Source organism: Shewanella sp. CG12_big_fil_rev_8_21_14_0_65_47_15, assembly GCF_002783505.1.
GTDB lineage: Bacteria > Pseudomonadota > Gammaproteobacteria > Enterobacterales > Shewanellaceae > Shewanella.
In genome coordinates, this window is record NZ_PFGL01000033.1 from 82835 (window position 1) to 101602 (window position 18768).

The following is an 18768-nucleotide window of genomic DNA, read 5'->3' on the forward strand; positions in this document are numbered from 1 at the left end:
CTAGTGGTGCGGCATGCTGTCTTTTAGCTTTTCTAAACTGATTTTCATTTTTGCATCAAGGCGAGTACTGAAAAATACTCCCGATAATGCGGCAACCATACCCGCCATTGTGGGCATTGTTGCCATTGAAATACCAGCCGCCATCAAACGAGCATTACTCGTCCCCTGAACTGCCATCACATCGAACACTGAAATCATACCGGTTACAGTACCTAACAAACCTATCATAGGACAAATCGCTACTAAGGTTTTAATAATCAGCATACGTGCATTCAAATCTTGTTTAGCTTGGGACAGCCAAGCTTCACGGATACGGTGTGCGTACCAAGAGGTTGTTTCCTCCCTTGCATCCCATGCAGTTACGATTGCTTGATGTTGCTTTGGAGATATCCAATTCAGATACCAGTAGCGTTCAAGCATTAATACCCACATTAAGAACAGTACGGCCGCAACTAACCAGAGGACGTCGCCTCCGGAGGCCATGAAGCCCCTGACGGAATCCCAAATGTCCATCAGGTATAGCATCATTAGTCAGCCCTCTTCTCAGCATGCGCTGCGATGATACCAGCACTTTGCTCTTCCAGCACTTGTACAATTGACTTGCTACGAGCAACAACAACTGCATGCATTAGCATCAGAGGCAGTGCGGCAACCAGACCTTGAACAGTCGTGATTAGCGCCATAGAGATACCGCCAGCCATTAGTTTTGGATCGCCAGTACCGAACAATTGAATACTTTGGAAGGTTGCAATCATACCCGTTACTGTACCTAACAGACCCATCATAGGTGCGATAGCAGCCAAAACCTTGATGATTGAAATGCGAGACTCTAATGCTGGCGTTTCTTTCAGAATCGCTTCGTCCAGTTTCAGTTCTAATGTCTCGACATCAACGTCTTTATTCTCTTGATATACTTTCAGGATACGACCTAATGCGTTGTTACCTGGGTTATCAATATTCTTACGTTGGCTATTAACACGAGCACCAATGATAGTCATAGTGACTAGACGTTCAATAGAGATCAACAGACCTAATACTAACAGAGCGATAATGATATAACCGATAGAACCACCCGCTTCTAAACGATCTTCAAAGCTCGCTTTGTTAGTGAAGATGTTTAACAATACGCCACGTGCAGGGTCAATATAGAAAGGTGCTGCACCTGAAGTCGTTTGTTCCCACTTACCAACAGCGCTAACTTGGTAGCCTTCTGGTTGTTGTGATAACTCTTGGATTAGACCTAACTCAGGATTGAAAACAACATATTTGCCATCGGCAGTTAAGTTGTAAGCACCGATACGGTGAATCGTCGTTGTCTTAACACTACCATCGATACCAGTGACAGAACCTTCGAATTTAACAACTTTGCCAGATTGCGCCATTTCAAATAGCTGCTCTTGCCAGAATTGTTCTAATTCTTCAATTTTAGGTAATTGCTTACGCGCACCTAAATCAGCAACAAACTTGTCGCGATTTGGATATTGAGCACTGATGTTTGAACTTGCCAGTTTGCCCGCGAAATCACCGGCTTCACCTTTAACCACACCAAACATCTCACCCAAGTCACCTTGAGCGGTTTTCAGATCTTCTTCTAACTGAGCAATTTTACGCTCGTTGTCTAAGAATGCTTGGTTCAGATCTTTACCACGTTGTTTTTCAGCAGCTAGAGCGTCTTTCTCGCGTTTTAACAGTGCAGCTTTATCGCCACGTTCCGCTTGGAATTCTTGCTCACGCTTGCTGTTGATTTTGCCTTCAGCGGCACGATCAACTTTAACTTGCTGCAATAGTTGGTCAATGGTCTTAGGTGCATCAGCAGCACTTACCATACCAGCAGTTAAAGAGAAACTTGCAGCTAATACAGCTGTAGTAATTAACTTCTTCATTATTGTGCAGTCTCCGCAGCAGGAATTGGTAACGCGAATAGATCTAGAGCGCCTTGTTTACGGGCAATGCGGATACCTTTTGTCAGTTCACGCAGATAGCTGTCATCTAACTTATTCCAAGCCTTAGTTTGAGCGTTATACATCCAGCCAGTCTTTTGATCTAAGCTCTGTGCATAAAGAGCAACACGGCCTAAATTGAAGAAGTCAACTAATACTTCTTTACCATCTAGGCTTAATTTGCCTTGGTTTACTGCAACAGCACTACCATATTCACGCTCAATGCTATAGGCATCAAGGATCAAACGGTATTTTTCAGCTAGAGTCACTTCAGCCGTGTTTAAAAGATTCTTCAATTCTTTAACTCGGTTTGCACGGACTTCAGAGTTGAACGGTAAGTCTAGTTGAACGAATTGCTCTAAAGACTCAACCATTTTAAACATTAAAGGCACTACGCCCTGACGTAATTTATCAACGCCGTTAATATCACCTTGAACAGAGTCCATTGTCTTTTGTTGATCAGCAACTAAGCTAGCAACATAATCGTTATACGACTTCAGTGACTCACGTTCATCAGCCACAGAGCCATACTCAAAAAGCATGTCCTGTGCTTGATCGAAATACTTATCAACATTCTTTTGCGACGCAGCGGCATCAGCGTGGATCATACTATCCGCTTTTTGCGCGTCGGTAAGAGGATCTGCAACCACTAAGTTGCTGCTCGCTAATGCCAGCACGCCAACAAGTGCAGTAGCGATTTTTGTTCTATTGCTTACCTTGGACATAGTTCCCAACCAATTTGAAGTGAATAAAAAGGTTTAACTTACCAGCAACATTTCCCTCAGCAACAAATGCTTTAGGACATAAATACTGTAAGTTTGTCTTTCTCTTGTGATTCTTAGTTTTTTCTTCCCTTTCCTACGCCTCTACAGGCATAGACCCGCTGGCATCATTTCACAAAATGTTGACCTGTGTCAATATTCGGGACATGTAAAAAATAGTGGGAAGAAGTCTTAGTTATGAATTTTTTTACGAGAGGTGTTTTTTTGCACAAATGAGCTTTTCCGAAGATTTTGGGTAGATAATAAGCTCAAAATTATACATAGCTAATAAATTGTTCTGACAAAAAATTATATAAGTATATTTCATTTATTTTTTCCAATGCTTCACCAGCTTATTGTCACCCGTTCTTTCAGCTTCCCAAGGTTGGGCTGGATATCATAGAGTATCAACTGTTTCACGGCCAGAGCCAATGTTGTAAGCATGTACTAAAGGCAGATTTGCCTGATGATGTCCATTCTGGCCTGATGGGCTCAAGGCTTCCCAGTCAAGTTTCTGTGCAGGTCAGGTTGTATCACCTGAGTATCGGTAAGATACAGCGGCTACACCGAAATCAGTACTGTATCCACTTTTTCTACTGGAACCATCTGTGAGGCTCAGGACTGAGTCAGTAGTTTGCTGACACACCACCATCACGTAAAACAATGCTGTTATCCATATTGATGAAACTATGCGCCGCCGCACTGGGATAAAGCGCTTTTAGTGAAAATTGGCGACTATAAAGGGATAGGCCTAAAAACACTCCCCTCAGGTGCGAACTCGCCAGTACCAACAGAGCTGATCTATTTTTCGAAACCAAAGGTTACGAAAGCTGACATCAGTGATAATCAGCGGGGTGATGTTGATGGATAACATTTCACTGAGTTAATTAAGAAACTAATTAAGAGCCGTTTGAGTGTCTTGCAGAACTAACCTCATAAGGTGTGATAGAGCGACCTTTTGCATTATTTACAATTACTGATTTCACGTTTTTATTTACTTATGTTGCCATCTTGATGACTAGTCAAGAGACTAGTTCATGATAACACCTATTAGTTCGCTAATTATACCATTTACATTAATTATGTGATCTAATTGATTGTCACTTTTTAATCATACGAAATATGAATAATCCCAACATCGCAGCCTTAGTGAAATCGGAGAAAAGCGCACGCAAACGTATGCGTTATCTTGCTTTACTTCAATTCACTGAAGGTCATTCTCGTACCGCTATCGCAAGTATGCTCAAGGTCAGTAGAACCAGTGTTAATCGGTGGATCACCGCCTATTTAACTCAAGGTTTGAGTGGTCTAGACGAGACGCCTAATCCAGGCCGTCCTGCGACATTGTCCATTGCACAACAAGCCAAACTTAAAGCGTTTGTACAGAACAAAAGTCTATCTAAACAAGGTGGCAGGTTGATGGCCAAGGACGTCGGTTATTATATCCAGACAGAATTTGGCGTGACGTTCAAGCAAGCGAATATCTACCGCTTGCTACATCAACTCGGCTTCTCATGGATGGCTACTCACTCTCGCCACCCGAAACAATCTGAGGCCACACAAGAGGCTTTAAAAAAACTTCAGGATGGCAACGATCCTTAACACGCCTGGGCATGTGGCGCTCGATCGCATTGACGTTTGGTTTCAAGATGAAGCCCGATTTGGCCAACAGAATACGACCACCCGCATTTGGGCCAAAAAAGGCACTCGTTCACGGGCGGTCAGGCAACAACAATTTGAATCTGCTTATTTATATGGCGCTTTGTGCCCAACAACTGGCGCGACACAAGCCATTATTGCCCCACATGCCAATAGCGAATATATGTACGAACATTTAAAGCTGATCTCAACCGCAACACCATTCGGACGCCACGCACTGGTTATTATGGACGGAGCAGGCTGGCATCAACAGGATTTGGCTGATGACTTTGATAATCTCACCCTTCTCAAGTTGCCTCCTTATTCACCTGAGTTGAATCCAATAGAGCAGGTATGGCAATGGTTGCGTCAAAATGTGTTAGCCAATCGTTGTTTTAGTGGCTATGACGACATTGTCGAGCAGTGTTCTATCACATGGAATACCTTTATTGAGAAGAAAGTAAGAGTGATAGAGTTGTGTACTTAATTAATATGACTGGTATTAGTTCAATAACGCCTTTTTAGGACAACGCTTAATAAAAAAGCGCTCAATGAAATTCATAGAGCGCTTTAAATCGGATAGTTACTAATCTATATACATGTAATATTTAGAATTTTTGATTTAGATTTAAGAACCAGCTACGTCCAAATAATCGATACGTACTTTCATCGGTATTACCGTTGAATGCCGTTTCAATATATGGAGGTTTCTCATCAAACAAGTTTGTTACACCAAGAGTAACTGTTGTATTTGATTTAAATACATAACTTGCAGTTAAATCATGATACATAACACTAGGTATTTCATACGTTGGTAAGTATCCAACCTCAGCAAGGATGTCTGATTTAGTAAAATATGTTAGATCTTGGTACGTCATACCAGAAACATAATTAGTACGATATGTTAATGTCAAATCATCTAGCTTATAAACCGCTGTAAAATTCCATTTATCTTCAGCATATGCGGTATCATTAATAAATGTGCCAGCCACATCTCCAAATCCATAGGTATATTCAACAGAACCGTCGGCCAACTCCGTAGTTTCGAAAGAATTTTCGCCACGTTCTAAGAAGTGTGTCCAAACAAAGTTTAAATTGAAATCACCAATGCTAGTATCGAATGCATAATTAGCTTCAAAATCAATACCTTTGGCAGTCATTCGAGCTAAGTTGGTATTTCTAGCTTCAATATAATCGATAGAACCATCAGATTTACGATTGACATTACTACAAAGTGTATCAAGCCCACCTATATAACATGCATCCAGAGAATCAATTGGATCTATTGTTGTAATAACATTATCAATATCAACAGCCCAATAATCTAAAGTAATACCTAATCCTTCAACAAAATCAGGAGAATAAGCAACACCAATAGTCATGGTATCCCCTTCTTCTGGTTCTAGCTCAGGATTTCCGCCCACTTTAGCCAATTGCTGTTGGTCATCGTTATTTAACCCACCTGCAGGAACACCATCAGCCATACAACGAGCTTGAGCATCAGCAGTCAGGCTTGCCCAATTGCTGATACGGCAAGGATCTGTACCTTGTGGGAATGAATCCCCACCGGGGGCATAAAGATTGTCAATTGTAGGTGCACGGAATACTGTACCATAAGTACTGCGAGCTAATAAACCATCAAAAATAGCCCACTCGAGTCCAGCTTGGTAGGTTGTAGCCCCACCGAAAGTATTGAAATTATCGTAACGAATACCGACAGGCATTTCTAAACGCTCAACCCCAGGTAAACCTTCTAACAAGGGAATACGGAATTCAGCAAATAGTGAGTTAACATAGAATGAACCAGAAGTGCCAGCTCCTTTATTGCCAGAAACTTGCCCCATGAATTTACCAGAATCAACTTGAGATGTTAATTTCTCGGCACGGTATTCATAGCCAAAACCACCACTTACAGAGCCCGCGGGCAAATCAAATACATCCCCGCCAACAAATGCGGTAAAGGTTTCAAGTGTATACTTTGAATGGTCAACTAATGGCGATGTGATATAATCCAACATCTCCTGTGTAATAGTACCTGCGCCACCAAATAAATCCAAAGATACGCAATCAGCAATAGGATCTGCAGCAGTACCGCAAACTACTTTCCCATTTGCATCTTTAAACGAAGGACCTAGTGCTTTGGCAAGGTTAGGACCATATAATTGACCGAAATCAGTAAACTGAGTTTGGTCAATACCATAGTTATAGTTTACATCTAGTGACCATGTATCGTTTAGGGCAATTTCAGCCCCTACAACTTGCTGAGCACGTAAAACATCTTGCTCAAAAGAACGACCACCTTCAAGCATACGACGACGAGCCTGTTTTACATCCTCGCCAAATGGATTGTAGTAGTTATCCTTAGATACACCGTTATAAGAAATACCAGTTGCAGGATCTACGACGGTAAAACCAGGATCTGTACCAGTATTATATGGAACCGCTGCTAACTCTTGACGAGAATCACGCTTATTAATGCGTGTTTCAGAATAAACCGTCACTGAATCATTTAAATCTATACTACCATCAACATAAAAATTTAACTTTTCATATGGAGTTTGAAGATAGTTTACAGGGTTATAGTTATAAGTATCCGTTGCACTAGTATATCTTCTCATATCGTCTAGAGTGGCAGTACCGGAACCTGTATCGCCATTATCACGGCAAGTACCATTTGTGTATGATCCAGGCTTACCAAATAAGAAGAAATTACCGCATGGAATGATGGAGCTACCAGCGTCAAAGGCATTTTCGCCCTCTTGACCAGGTGGGATTAAACCATTTTTAGCAAAACTCTCAGGATCGAAAACGTTCCAAGGATGCTGGAAGAAATCAACATCCTTAACATCACCTTGATATACTTCTTTTTGCTTCACATAATCAACGTTTACAACGAAATGACCTGAATCAAATTTTTTGCCCGCTAAAAAGCTAAAACTTGTTTGCTCTCCAGCATCTACATCAAAATTCTGTTTAGTTTGAGCATTAAACTCAAGGCCATCAAAATCACGTTTTGTGATAATGTTTACTACACCTGCAACAGCATCCGCACCATAGGTAGCAGAAGCACCGTCTTTTAAGATTTCTATACGTTCAATCATTGACGCAGGAATACCCTGCATATCAGAAGAAACTGGACGGCGACCGTTAATCAAAACTAATGTACGAGATGCGCCTAAACCACGCAACTCAACATACGCATCACCATTACCACCATTATTTGTTGTAGTTGCGATTGGTGAACCAGACATTACCGAAGTTGACTGAAGGAATTCACCTATATCCTGAATACCTAGGCTAGAAATTTGTTCTGCAGTGACTGTAGTTATTGGTGTTGCAGTTTCTAAATCGGTACGTTTTAAACGAGAACCTGTCACTTGAATTCGTTCAACTTTGTCAACGCCCTCTTCTGCTGCTTGCACAAAAGGTACGTTTAACATAGTTGCCGTCATACCACCAATCAATGCGAAACGCACCGATTTGGCTAAAAAGTTATTCTTATGCATTGTCGATCTCCCTGGACATATTATGTCTTTATTATAATCCGCTTATTATTTGATAAACGGTTTCAATCTAGGGTGTTCCTGAACACCACCGGAAACAATAAAATCACATATAAAACCTTTAATCAACAATAAATACACAAATAAAACCTCCCAATGACAAATCGCTCATTCTGTGAACAATAACTATGGGAATGGGCCCTAAAATAGAAACAAAAATGCCAGTCACTGGTGACTGGCATTTTTGTTTCTATTGATTGGGGGTTTTAGTTGCTAACTTTGAAATCTAGTTTAGAGCGAGTAGCGGATACCGATTGCGATGCCATCATCTTCTGAAAGCGACATTCTGGCTTCTTGTTCTTTATTGGCACTGGTGAAATCACTGAAGTCTTTACGTGCTTCTACGTAGAGAACAGTGCTCGGATCCCAGACAAAATGTAATCCTGCAACCACAAATTGACGTTTGAATACATCATTAGGATCGGCGTTAAAGTTTGGCTGAATCACGTAATCCTTACCTGCATCTAACAGGTTATAGGAGATAAATGGACGTAACCCATTGTCAAACTTGTAAGATACTAAGGTTTCAACACCATAAGCGTCTTTGATTAATCGGCCAATATTATCGGTATCGTGATTTTCTTGCTTGTTGACGTTAGCAGCAGCATAGAAACCGTTACTGTCAAAATTACCCCAAGTAATACCCGCGCCATAAATTAAGTCGACTGCGGTCTTTTGAGCACCGTTACCGTAATCGATATCAAATTCACCACGGTTAATACCCGCCATTAGGCTTAACATATCCGTTGCATTGTAGGTAACGGCGCCACCATAGGTATAGTTGTAAGTCACTTGCTGCGCGTCAGCTTCACCTTGGTTCCAGCGAGCCTCACATGCTTCTTCGGTAATATCTTCAATATCACAGGTGTAGAAACTGCTATTTTTCAGTTGGGCTTGAACCGCAAAACTCACATCACCAAATGCATTGCGGTATTGAACCAATTTATCACCACGGCCTACGCCATTGACCGCACCGTCATCTTTGTTAAATGTGTAAACACCGGCGGCGTTACCATCCCATACAAAGCCATAGTTAGTGTTATATACCACATCGTACCAAGCACCCCATTGCTTACCAATGCTAATAGTTCCGTATTCGTCATTGGATATGCCGGCATAACCGAGGCGGTTGTAAAAAAACTCATCTTGAACGGATTCAAAACGATTGTTGTAAACGATGTCGCTACTACCAACAGGGTTAACACCCCATTCTAATTTTGCAAATGCATTCCAGCCGTGGGTGAGTTCACGACTAAAACCAAAATTAATGCGAGAAGCACCATTAACAACTTCAGTTTCCCCTTGCGTATTGATTACGCGCACATCAATAAAACCACCGATTTCAACGGCATTTTTATCGTCTTTATAGATCTCAATTGCCGAGACTGTTGGAGCGAGGAATATTGCTGCTAACGCAGTTGCTACTAACGTTTTGTTCATTTGGTGCTTAACCTTTTTCGTTTATGTTCTATCAACGTCATTCCGTTGTTATATTTCCTTACAATTTCCCCTTGAGAGTAGCAAACTTTCAACGAGCTCTCAAAGCGAAACCTAAAGAATATGTCGATTAACATCACAAAAATAAACCAGTTAACCTCGATAAAACAGGTTAAAACGCTACAACAACCAGTAAAGTCAACAGATGAAAAACAATAGAAACACTATATTAACACGAGTTGTTTTGATGCAATACTCATGTAGTTTAGTTTCATTATTGAAAATACAGGCTCGGCGATGGGACCAATCTGCTTATCAATATAATATTGATAGTCAATTATCGACATTCTGTACAGCGCAGGTTCCGGACCATTGACAGTGATCACATAATCAATCTGCGCCCCTCTCTTGCCAAATGAAGCCTTTCCTGTTAGTTCACATAACTGTTTCGCCACTTTGACATGTGGAGAGGCTTTGGCGGTATATTCCTCCAAATTACGCCGCATCCGCTTGCGAAATATCAGCTCGTCATCTCGCCTTCCAGCTAAGAGTTCATCAATCACCGACGCGAGATAATCACTAATATCCCGCTGATTAAACATGCGTTCATACAATTCAGCCTGAACGTTGCGCGCGAGAGGACTCCAATCACTTCGAACTTGTTCCATGCCTTTGAAGGTAATTTCAAGCTCATTTTGGCCGTTTCGCCAAGCGCCAACATAGCGTTTCTTACTGCCCTCCAGTGAACCTCGCAGAGTCGGCATAAAAAATTGCTCATAATGCCGCTCAAACTGCAATTCAAGGAAGCTTTCTAGTTGGAACTCCTGTTGAATTTTAACCTGCCATTTAGCGTTAATTTGTGCAGCCAGTGTCTTACCTAATAGGGCAACATCCATAAGCTTAGGATCAGAACCTAACCACACAAAGGTCGAGTCGGTATCACCATAAATCACCTGATATCCCATTTCCTCGATCCAAGCCCGTGTTTGCTTCATGATTTGATGACCGCGCATAGTGATCGAGCTTGCCAATTTGGCATCATGGAATACACACCCTTGGGAGCCTAAAACACCGTAAAGCGAATTCATAATAATTTTAATCGCTTGGGATAAGGGCGCATTTGATTCACGCTTGGCTTTTTCACGCTGCTCGGAAAGATTGTGGATGAGTTTAGGTAAAATGGGTTGCTGGCGACTAAATCGCCCCCCAAGAAACCCAGGGACGCTCTCTGATTCGGGCAACTGTAACCCTTCGATCAACCCTTTAGGATCAATCAGAAAAGTGCGAATGATCGAGGGATATAAGCTTTTAAAATCAAAAACTAAAATATGCTGATATAGTCCGGGGACAGAGTCCATCACATAACCGCCGGGACTCTCAATCCCCTGACTCGCTGGCGTATCGGGTGCAACATAGCCCGCTCTATGCAAATGAGGTAAGTACAAATGATTAAATGCAGCGACCGAAGCACCAACGCGCCCAAGCTCTAACCCCGTCAGCTCAGCCCTTGCAAGGGCAAAATCCCATAACTGTGTATGGTGAAAAATATCCCAAACGAGGCGGCTATCGGTCAGATTATAGTGTGCCAGCCCCTGCTTATCACTGGCAAAGAGTGCATCAATTTCTTGCACACGATTATCGACGTTATGAATCGCTTTGCCTTCACCTAAAAGCGCCTGAGCGACAAACTCCAGGGAAAATCGCTCAAAATGATAAAACGCCGCCTTAAGCCAATCTATACCATCGAGCACCACCCGCCCCGGTAAGCTCAAGGTTTCTGGGCGAAATTTATTGTCAACTTTCCACTCGAGTAAAGTACCGCCGCGTCCAATTCGAAGGGGAATGTGGTGCAATTGTGCTCGGCGAAATAACAAGGCCAAGTCAAAAGTCACCACCGACCAACCTATGATGAAATCGGGATCATAGGCCGCAAACCAAGCAATTAAGCGATGAATAAGCTCGGGCTCATCCTTTACCCATTCGATATAGTTAGATCCGATATGGCCAGGCGCGTTTGGCTCAGGCTCGCCCACCATAATCACCTTTTCATAGACTTGATCATTATGCTCTTTACCATACAAAGCCACCGAATAGAGTAGGCCCTCGAAGCTGCACTCAAAATCCAGCGATACCGTGCGTAAGCGGATCGATGTTTGCGGCGGAATGCTCCTAGCCCGCTTTGCGACAAACACAGGAATAGTGCTATCAACCGGCGTCTGACTGTCATCCGATGGGCGATAATGCCCTAAAAAAGCCACATCAAGGGCGACAAAGCGCTCAATTAAAAATCGCTGTTCGGGGCGAATATCCGCCTCAAATAAGGGAATGTCAGCGTCCTTCGCAATCCGCTGTACTGTACGTATTGCGCTACTTGATTTGGCATAAATCCCTGCCACGACCGCACCTTTGAAGCTTTTTAGGGCAAGAGGGACAAATCGTAGGGCTTGGCCCGGCGTCTGCAACTGCAATGCGGCCACATCCACTTGATGACAAAAACAGAGGTATTCCGTATCGTGCACTTCCACCAGCACAGGGCCTTGCTCGGTTGCCAAGTAATATTGCAACACTAAATGCCCATCACGTTGGCTCGCATGGCGGGTTAAGACTCGACCTTGTACACTCATTGGTGCCATAGTCTCAGGCTTCATCTGCGTGGGTTTCCAATTTAAATACCGTTAAATGGCAGAAAAGTTTCTTAGGCTATGCAATCACTGTTATTATGTACAGCATTAATTCGATAAAGTAGTGACGCATGTTACCTGACAATGTAAAAACCCAGATCCGCGCCATCTATAAAGATATCGCCAGCGCCTTGCCTAATTTTAGGCCGCGCCGCGAACAAAATTATATGGTGGCCGAAATTTCTAAGACCCTCGCCGGTGATTACGATAAAGACAGGCGCATTATTGTGGTCGAAGCGGGTACGGGCATTGGCAAATCATTGTCTTACATTTTGGGGACTATTCCGCTCGCCCTCGCAAGCAAAAAAAAGGTCTGTATTGCCACCGCAACGGTCGCCCTTCAAGAGCAGTTACTGCACAAAGATCTGCCCTTCTTCCTTGAGCAATCTGGGTTAAATTTTCGCTTCGGCCTAGTAAAAGGTCGCCAGCGGTATGTTTGCCTTTCAAAATTAGCCATGTTGATTGGCGATGATAACAGTACCCAAATGGCCATGTGGCAAACTAAACCCGACAATAGCCAGATTGCCATGTTGCATGAATTGCTAAAGGACTATACCGAAGGACGCTGGAATGGCGAACTCGATACGCTATCGACACCCATCCCCGATCATCTGTGGCAGCAAATCGCCTGCGATAAACACAGCTGCCATCGGCAAGTGGCGAGTCACAGAAATTGCCCATTCCATAAGGCCCGTGAAGACGTCGATACCTGGGATGTGCTGATCGCTAACCACAGCTTGTTATTTGCCGATTTAGAATTAGGTGGCGGCGTGATCCTGCCCGATCCCGAAGAAGTGTTTTATGTTATCGATGAAGCCCATCACCTACCTATTGTGGCGCGGGACTTTTCCAGTGCACAGGCAACGCTTCGGGGCGCAGCCGACTGGCTTGAGAAGGTCGGTAAGACCAGTGCTAAATTACAAAATCAGATAAAAAGCAATAATATCATCGCCCCAGCACAGGCAATGCAGGATCATATTGGCGATCTTATCGGCCAGCTTAATCAAGTCGCCCAGTATTGCGATACCCAAACTAAACAATTTGCCAACCCAGAAAATCGCTATCGCTTCGAGCATGGCAAGCTACCAGACGCCCTTAGGATCCCCGCCGAAAACTTAGCCACTACAGCCAATCTTGCCCTAAAGCAATTTAACAAGATGCAATTGTTGCTCACCGAGGCCATTAAAGACGGTGATATCCCCAAACATCAGTCCGAAGCGTTGCAAGCCGAAATGGGCTTTATGTTACAGCGCCTCGAGAATCTGCAAAAGCTATGGCGCATGATGGCCAAGGAAGACACCCATAAAGGTGCGCCAATGGCACGCTGGATTGAACTTATCACGGGTAAACAAGTGGATTACCTGTTTAGTGCATCCCCTATCGAAGTTGGCTTTATGCTCGAATCTATGTTGTGGCAAAAGGCTGCAGGGGTCGTGCTATGCAGTGCCACCCTACGTGCGCTCAATAACTTCGACCATTTCGTGCATCAAGTAGGTTTGTCACTCAACGATGGTAGTCGCTATTTGGCACTGCAATCTCCCTTCGATTACCCCAATAATGCCACACTCTATTTACCCAAAATGAAGACTGAGCCTACGGATGATGCCTATACCGAGGAGTTAGCCGAGCAAATTATTGAATTGATAGAGGGAGAAATGGCAACTTTAGTGCTGTTTGCATCTTACTGGCAAATGGAAAAAGTGGTTGAATTACTCGAAGGTAAACTGACCACAGAGCTACTTATTCAGGGTAATGCTCCACGGCAACAGTTGCTCGAAAATCATAAAGCCAAGTGTGATAAAGGTGAACCGAGCATTTTGTTTGGTACCGGCAGTTTTTCAGAAGGGCTCGACTTACCGGGGGATTATCTGACCAATCTGATTGTCACTAAGTTACCCTTTGCGGTACCCACCTCCCCCGTTGAGCAAGCCCATGCGGAATATGTCAAAGTCAAAGGTGGCAACCCCTTCTTACAACTGACCATTCCAGATGCCTCGCGCAAGCTCATCCAAAGTTGTGGTAGATTACTGCGTAAAGAACAGGATTATGGCCGCGTCACTATTTTAGATAGGCGCTTAGTGACTAAACGTTACGGTAAATCCCTGTTAGATGCCTTGCCTCCCTTTAGACGTGTCATAGAGTAGGATTGAAATTTGGAGTTGTTACTCGAGCCCAGCAACTGGGCCCTGTTGGCAGTCATAGGTCTTATCGCTGGTTTTATCGATGCTGTAGTCGGCGGCGGTGGTCTATTGTCAATTCCGGCACTGTTAACCCTTGGCATTGCCCCACACACTGTTCTTGGCACAAATAAACTCGCAGCAAGTTTTGGCTCATCTATGGCGGCATGGACCTACTACCGCCAACATCTGTTTAAACCCGCATTCTGGTACATGGCTTTTATTGCCACTTTTGTGGGGGCTATCCTTGGTAGCCTATTAGTTTATTTGCTAGATACACAGTGGCTGGAAAAAATCTTACCCTTACTCATTATCGGTATAGCTGTTTATAGCTTAGTCAGCCCCAATGCGATATCCGATACCGATTGCCAAGCATTGGCTCAATCACCGCCTAAACAAAAACAAGGGCTACAAGGGCTGATCCTCGGCGCCTATGACGGCTTTGCAGGTCCAGGGATTGGCGCATTTGGGACCGTCAGTGCAGGTTCACTCTATAAATTACCCTTGCTTCACAGCTGCGGCCTTGCCCGTGCGATGACGTTTACCAGCAACCTCACCGCCTTAGGGATTTTTGCGTGGCTAGGGCAAGTACAATGGCAAATAGGGCTTTGGATGGGCTTGTGTATGATGTTAGGCTCGTTTATCGGCGCCCGCTGTGCGATTAAATTGGGCTTACCCTTTATTCGGCCCTTATTTGTGTTAATTGTACTCGCGATTGCGGCAAATTTAGTTTGGAGTGCATGGTTTTGAATACAAAGCAGCTACTCAGCATCCTGAAAAATCAACTCAAAGCGCTCGAGCAGGAAGTCATTCTGCACGATAACCACCTCGCACCGCAGCAACGTAAACTCTTGCTAGATACCGAGCGTTTTAACCAATCGTTATTTATTCAGCATGGTGCCCAGTTAATGCCCTGCATCGAGCAGATCCGCAGTAGTATCAGTCAGTTGGAAAAACAAATTAACCTCAAACTCGCGCCTCACACTATCGCGTTGAGTTGTGAACGCATTCAAGATAGATTCACAGCGGTAAAGCGCGCACTCCTGACCACATCCATTGATTTAAAATCAAAAAACCAGCAACGCGCCAGTAGCCGTGCTCGTTTTGCCAAGCGTCAAGCCCTATCCCATCAAGAAAGCGGATTTGGCTGGATCGCCAGCAATGTGTTACAAAATAGCCATGAAATTTACGAAGAACTGAACAAGCACTTAAACTGGGCGAAAAAATTTGAGCAAAAAATTGCAGAAATGGAATCAAAACTTGAAAACTGTCATAGTGCTGACAAAATCAGTTTGCAAAATGACATCCTTTTGATGCATCGTCGTCTAGGGAAATGCAGACAAGCTATCAGTTATATAGAAGATCGCATTCAAGCATTCGAACGTCCGCATCAGAGCCATAATCGTTAAGGAACAATAATGAAATCACTTTTGCCAATCAGTAGTCTGCTCGTGTTACTCGGCTCTGCCTCAGCCTTTGCTGCAGATCTGAATATTCCCATGTCCTTCGAATACCTTGCCCTCGATGGTAAAAAAGTCGAGTCCAGCGTATTTAATCACAAGAGCAGCTTAGCCTTGGCGTCTGGTACCCATAAAATTGCCATTCGTTACCATGAGATGGTTGAAGACGACTTTAGTGATAGCCAAACCTTTGTTAAATCAGCCCCTTTTATTGTGACCTTAGAAGTCGATGGTGATCATCAATACTACCTCCAAGCCGCCGAAGGTAAAGTGGTCAAAAAACCTAAGTCCTATGCTCAAAATCCACAGGTAGTGTTAACCCGCAGTGACAAGGGCCAAGTCAACTACCAAGTTGCCAATACCGATATTGAAGAAGAAAGTTTTGTTTCTCGCCTGTTCAGTGGTAACCAAGCCGTTGATGTATCCGGTACGGCTGCGGCAGCGACGGGAGCAGCGGGTGCCACGGCCGCCGTTATCACTGCGGCGCCAACCTCGACCCAAGCCGCGATAAATGCAACGTCATTAACGGCGCCAGTCGATGCTTCTAAGGCGGCGGCAGCGAGTCCCCAGCAAATGTTGCAGTATTGGTGGCTACAAGCCGATGAGAAAACACGTAAAGAATTTATGAGTTGGGCAATTTCACAGCTATAACACCTTGCGATAACAAGGTTTAGTCGATATTGGCTATGATCCCATTGGTTTATCACGCCAGCTATTCCAAGCTGGCGCTTCCCTCTCACCACAGATTTCCCACCACTAAATACGCAAACCTTCGGCAATACTTATTCGATAATCAGCTTGCTACACCAGCACAGTTTCACGCCCCCATCGCGATGACGGCGCAGGATGTCATGCAAGTACATCAAAAAGAGTATGTTGAGCAGTTTATCACAGGCACTTTACCAATGATGGCGTTCAGACGAATTGGTTTTCCCTGGAGTGAAGCCTTAGTCGAGCGTACTTTACATTCAGTGGCGGGCACCACACTCACAGCCTCATTAGCTATCGAGCACGGCATTAGCCTGCATTTAACCGGTGGTTATCACCATGCCCACTACGATTTTGGCAGTGGTTACTGTATTTTCAACGATCTTATCCTAGCGGCTAGAAATGCCATTGCTAACCAGCAAGTACACAAGGTACTGATTTTTGATTGTGATGTGCATCAAGGTGACGGTAGTGCAACACTCAGCCACCGACATCAAGGAATAGTCAGTTGCTCTATTCACTGTAAAGAGAATTTCCCGAGTCGTAAGCAATATTCCCACTATGATATCGAACTGAGCAAAGGCAGCGATGATAGCGTCTACCTCGAAACCATGGAGCAGACACTCGCCCTCCTTATTCGGATCCATCAGCCGGATCTTATCCTCTATGATGCAGGGGTCGATATTCATCAAGATGACGATCTCGGTTTGCTGAATATCAGCCAAGAAGGGGTGTTCAGACGGGATTTGACTGTGTTGTCAATGGCAAAATCGGCAAATATTCCAATTGCAGCCGTGATAGGCGGCGGCTATAGCAGAGACGCACTACAATTAAGCCAAAGACACAGCCAACTTTTTATTGCGGCAAACCATTTGTGGTAGCACACTCAATAAAAACCATCATGGAGCACAGCGATGCAACTCGAAATCCGTAACTATTACGAAGTTCTCTTAATGGAAATGTTATCCGATGAAGGACTTATGGATGAACTGCCAGAGGATTATTTAGCCGACCTCTGTTGTGTAACACTCAACCAACTGCCCGTGCGTTATATACGCCACCTCGTCGACACTTACTTTTTTGAAGACTACAACGAGTTGCAGGAGTTGAAGCGGGAAATTCAAGCCGCATTAGAAAAATCCCGAGCCTTTCTCAAACAGAATCTACAAAAAAAGCTGCAGGAAGAAACAGAATATTGATTTTTGCCAACAACATTTGCCAGTAAAATGATTAAGCGTAAAACTAAATGAGGTTGGAGTTTGAGTAAAACTAGAGAAAACAGAAAGGAATTTGGAGGTTCCCCTAGAGCCGACACCCCGGCACACGAGTCGCTTGCTGCGGTTGCTCCCTTCCGGGCCTGGCCGAGTTCACAAGTTATCATTGCGGGGGGACCCTAGGGTCACCATAACTTCAAATAACAATCCACAATGAAGTGAGGACATTAGTTGAACGACGCGGATTATCCCCTATGGCACCTAAGGGATCAAGTGCTAATCCACCCATTTGGCAAATATCCCGCTTAACTGGACAATCTATAGGCAAACCATGGTATTTAAATGATAAAAGCCTACATTCGTAGGCTTTTTCGGCGTTGTTGCGCTCAAATAATCATTATTTGGCGTGGATGAATGGTTCAGATCTTCATCAAATGTCGATTCTGTTCAATCAGTTTTGCACCGATACCCGATACATTCGCTAAATCATCGACCGCCTTAAACTTACCGTTCTGGGCACGGTAATCTATGATAGCCTGGGCCTTAGCGGCACCGATCCCTTTCAGCATTTGCAACTGTTCAGAGGAGGCGGTATTAATATTGACTTGAGTGGTATCAGGTACCGCCTTTTTCGCTTCCGATGCCGCATCCTTCACATCCATGTTTGCTTGAGTCTGTACTTTAGTGGCTTCTTTGACGGGATCCGCTGCGATTGCAGGGATGGCTACTAATGCAGTCAGCGCAATTGCACTCACAATAGCCGTTATATTGCGTGTGGTTTTCATAATAGTTCCTCTTTCCATAATATTCGGCCTTTCGTCCTACTTCCGTGGCCTCAAATCAAAAATAGACTAAGGTCTTCTGAATTACCAAATCGCCACAACAAATATTATCCATCACTCAACTTAAGGCCTATTCAGGCATGCTTAATCATAAAATAGCGTGCATGTTTGAGCATAAAAATAGGGCGCTTACTCGCGCCCCATTTTTACCGCTGTTAAATGCGCGACTTTACCATCATGCCAATCTCCCTAAGGCTTGGCTTAGGTCGGCGATAATGTCATCACAATCTTCTAGGCCGATGGAGATCCGCAACAGATTGTCACCAATCCCAGCCGCCGCCCTCGCCTCTGGCGTATAGGGAGAGTGCGTCATCGACGCTGGATGTTGGATCAGGGATTCAGCATCG

General features: G+C 44.0%; 15 protein-coding genes, 1 other RNA gene and 1 pseudogene. 7 read left to right on the plus strand and 10 right to left on the minus strand.

The window, feature by feature from the left end; translation table 11 throughout:
- The 4 genes and pseudogenes from COW15_RS09370 to COW15_RS09385 form a co-directional block, all read right to left on the minus strand.
- A complete protein-coding gene (locus COW15_RS09370; protein WP_293632137.1) occupies nt 1-528 on the minus strand; it encodes a MotA/TolQ/ExbB proton channel family protein in 528 nt (175 codons plus the stop codon).
- Nucleotides 528-1883: a MotA/TolQ/ExbB proton channel family protein gene (locus tag COW15_RS09375; RefSeq protein ID WP_293632138.1), complete on the minus strand. Its 1356-nt coding sequence runs from the start codon at nt 1881-1883 to the stop codon at nt 528-530. The genes COW15_RS09370 and COW15_RS09375 overlap by 1 nt, the downstream gene beginning before the upstream one ends.
- Nucleotides 1883-2665 (minus strand): DUF3450 domain-containing protein, encoded by a 783-nt coding sequence (locus COW15_RS09380; protein WP_293632140.1) that lies wholly within the window; start codon nt 2663-2665, stop codon nt 1883-1885. Before COW15_RS09380 ends, COW15_RS09375 begins: the two co-directional genes overlap by 1 nt.
- A gap of 731 nt (nt 2666-3396) precedes the next feature.
- Nucleotides 3397-3660 (minus strand): annotated as a pseudogene (locus COW15_RS09385) (IS4 family transposase); the annotation flags it as partial.
- Nucleotides 3661-3823: 163 nt separating this feature from the next.
- On the opposite strand from COW15_RS09385, the gene COW15_RS09390 reads away from it, so the two are divergent.
- A protein-coding gene (locus COW15_RS09390) for an IS630 family transposase (protein ID WP_293632142.1) occupies nt 3824-4826 on the plus strand; the annotation gives its coding sequence in 2 pieces (ribosomal slippage) (nt 3824-4273 and nt 4275-4826; 1002 coding nt in all).
- 121 nt (nt 4827-4947) lie between these two features.
- Here the strand turns inward: COW15_RS09390 and COW15_RS09395 are convergent.
- From COW15_RS09395 to COW15_RS09405, 3 genes are all read right to left on the minus strand, one after another.
- Entirely contained in the window at nt 4948-7845 is a 2898-nt protein-coding gene (locus tag COW15_RS09395) for a TonB-dependent receptor (RefSeq protein WP_293632144.1), read from the minus strand.
- 288 nt (nt 7846-8133) lie between these two features.
- Nucleotides 8134-9342, minus strand: a complete 1209-nt coding sequence (locus tag COW15_RS09400; protein ID WP_293632145.1) for a porin — start codon at nt 9340-9342, stop codon at nt 8134-8136.
- A gap of 221 nt (nt 9343-9563) precedes the next feature.
- On the minus strand, nt 9564-11987 hold the full coding sequence (locus COW15_RS09405; RefSeq protein WP_293632146.1) for a DNA polymerase II: 2424 nt from the start codon (nt 11985-11987) through the stop codon (nt 9564-9566).
- A gap of 104 nt (nt 11988-12091) precedes the next feature.
- Here COW15_RS09405 and dinG point away from each other — a divergent pair, with 104 nt between their 5' ends.
- From dinG to COW15_RS09435, 6 genes are read left to right on the plus strand one after another with little or no spacing between them, the layout of a single operon-like run.
- The gene (gene dinG, locus COW15_RS09410; protein ID WP_293632147.1) at nt 12092-14164 is read left to right on the plus strand and encodes an ATP-dependent DNA helicase DinG; all 2073 of its coding nucleotides are present in this window, start codon (nt 12092-12094) and stop codon (nt 14162-14164) included.
- Between the two features lie 9 nt (nt 14165-14173).
- Nucleotides 14174-14947, plus strand: a complete 774-nt coding sequence (locus COW15_RS09415) for a TSUP family transporter (protein ID WP_293632148.1) — start codon at nt 14174-14176, stop codon at nt 14945-14947.
- Nucleotides 14944-15606, plus strand: a complete 663-nt coding sequence (locus COW15_RS09420) for a primosomal replication protein (RefSeq protein ID WP_293632149.1) — start codon at nt 14944-14946, stop codon at nt 15604-15606. The genes COW15_RS09415 and COW15_RS09420 overlap by 4 nt, the downstream gene beginning before the upstream one ends.
- A gap of 9 nt (nt 15607-15615) precedes the next feature.
- Complete coding sequence (locus COW15_RS09425) at nt 15616-16308, plus strand: DUF2057 domain-containing protein (RefSeq protein ID WP_293632150.1); 693 nt, start codon at nt 15616-15618, stop codon at nt 16306-16308.
- Between the two features lie 29 nt (nt 16309-16337).
- Nucleotides 16338-17246: a histone deacetylase gene (locus COW15_RS09430; protein WP_293632151.1), complete on the plus strand. Its 909-nt coding sequence runs from the start codon at nt 16338-16340 to the stop codon at nt 17244-17246.
- A gap of 33 nt (nt 17247-17279) precedes the next feature.
- The gene (locus tag COW15_RS09435) at nt 17280-17564 is read left to right on the plus strand and encodes a late competence development ComFB family protein (protein WP_293632152.1); all 285 of its coding nucleotides are present in this window, start codon (nt 17280-17282) and stop codon (nt 17562-17564) included.
- A gap of 100 nt (nt 17565-17664) precedes the next feature.
- Here the strand turns inward: COW15_RS09435 and ffs are convergent.
- The 3 genes from ffs to COW15_RS09450 all read right to left on the minus strand — a co-directional run.
- Nucleotides 17665-17762: signal recognition particle sRNA small type (gene ffs, locus COW15_RS09440), an RNA gene on the minus strand.
- Nucleotides 17763-17998: 236 nt separating this feature from the next.
- Nucleotides 17999-18364, minus strand: a complete 366-nt coding sequence (locus COW15_RS09445) for a ComEA family DNA-binding protein (protein WP_293632153.1) — start codon at nt 18362-18364, stop codon at nt 17999-18001.
- A gap of 232 nt (nt 18365-18596) precedes the next feature.
- Nucleotides 18597-18768, minus strand: a 172-nt coding sequence (locus COW15_RS09450; RefSeq protein WP_293632157.1) for a PLP-dependent transferase, incomplete at its 5' end; no start/stop codon positions are given.

Coding starts and splice junctions, on each gene's coding strand:
- COW15_RS09395 (WP_293632144.1), bottom strand. CDS start 7,845: ATGCATAAGAATAACTTTTTAGCCAAATCGGTGCGTTTCGCATTGATT.
- COW15_RS09380 (WP_293632140.1), bottom strand. CDS start 2,665: ATGTCCAAGGTAAGCAATAGAACAAAAATCGCTACTGCACTTGTTGGC.
- COW15_RS09370 (WP_293632137.1), bottom strand. CDS start 528: ATGATGCTATACCTGATGGACATTTGGGATTCCGTCAGGGGCTTCATG.
- COW15_RS09425 (WP_293632150.1), top strand. CDS start 15,616: ATGAAATCACTTTTGCCAATCAGTAGTCTGCTCGTGTTACTCGGCTCT.
- COW15_RS09445 (WP_293632153.1), bottom strand. CDS start 18,364: ATGAAAACCACACGCAATATAACGGCTATTGTGAGTGCAATTGCGCTG.
- COW15_RS09400 (WP_293632145.1), bottom strand. CDS start 9,342: ATGAACAAAACGTTAGTAGCAACTGCGTTAGCAGCAATATTCCTCGCT.
- COW15_RS09375 (WP_293632138.1), bottom strand. CDS start 1,883: ATGAAGAAGTTAATTACTACAGCTGTATTAGCTGCAAGTTTCTCTTTA.
- COW15_RS09405 (WP_293632146.1), bottom strand. CDS start 11,987: ATGAAGCCTGAGACTATGGCACCAATGAGTGTACAAGGTCGAGTCTTA.
- COW15_RS09435 (WP_293632152.1), top strand. CDS start 17,280: ATGCAACTCGAAATCCGTAACTATTACGAAGTTCTCTTAATGGAAATG.
- dinG (WP_293632147.1), top strand. CDS start 12,092: ATGTTACCTGACAATGTAAAAACCCAGATCCGCGCCATCTATAAAGAT.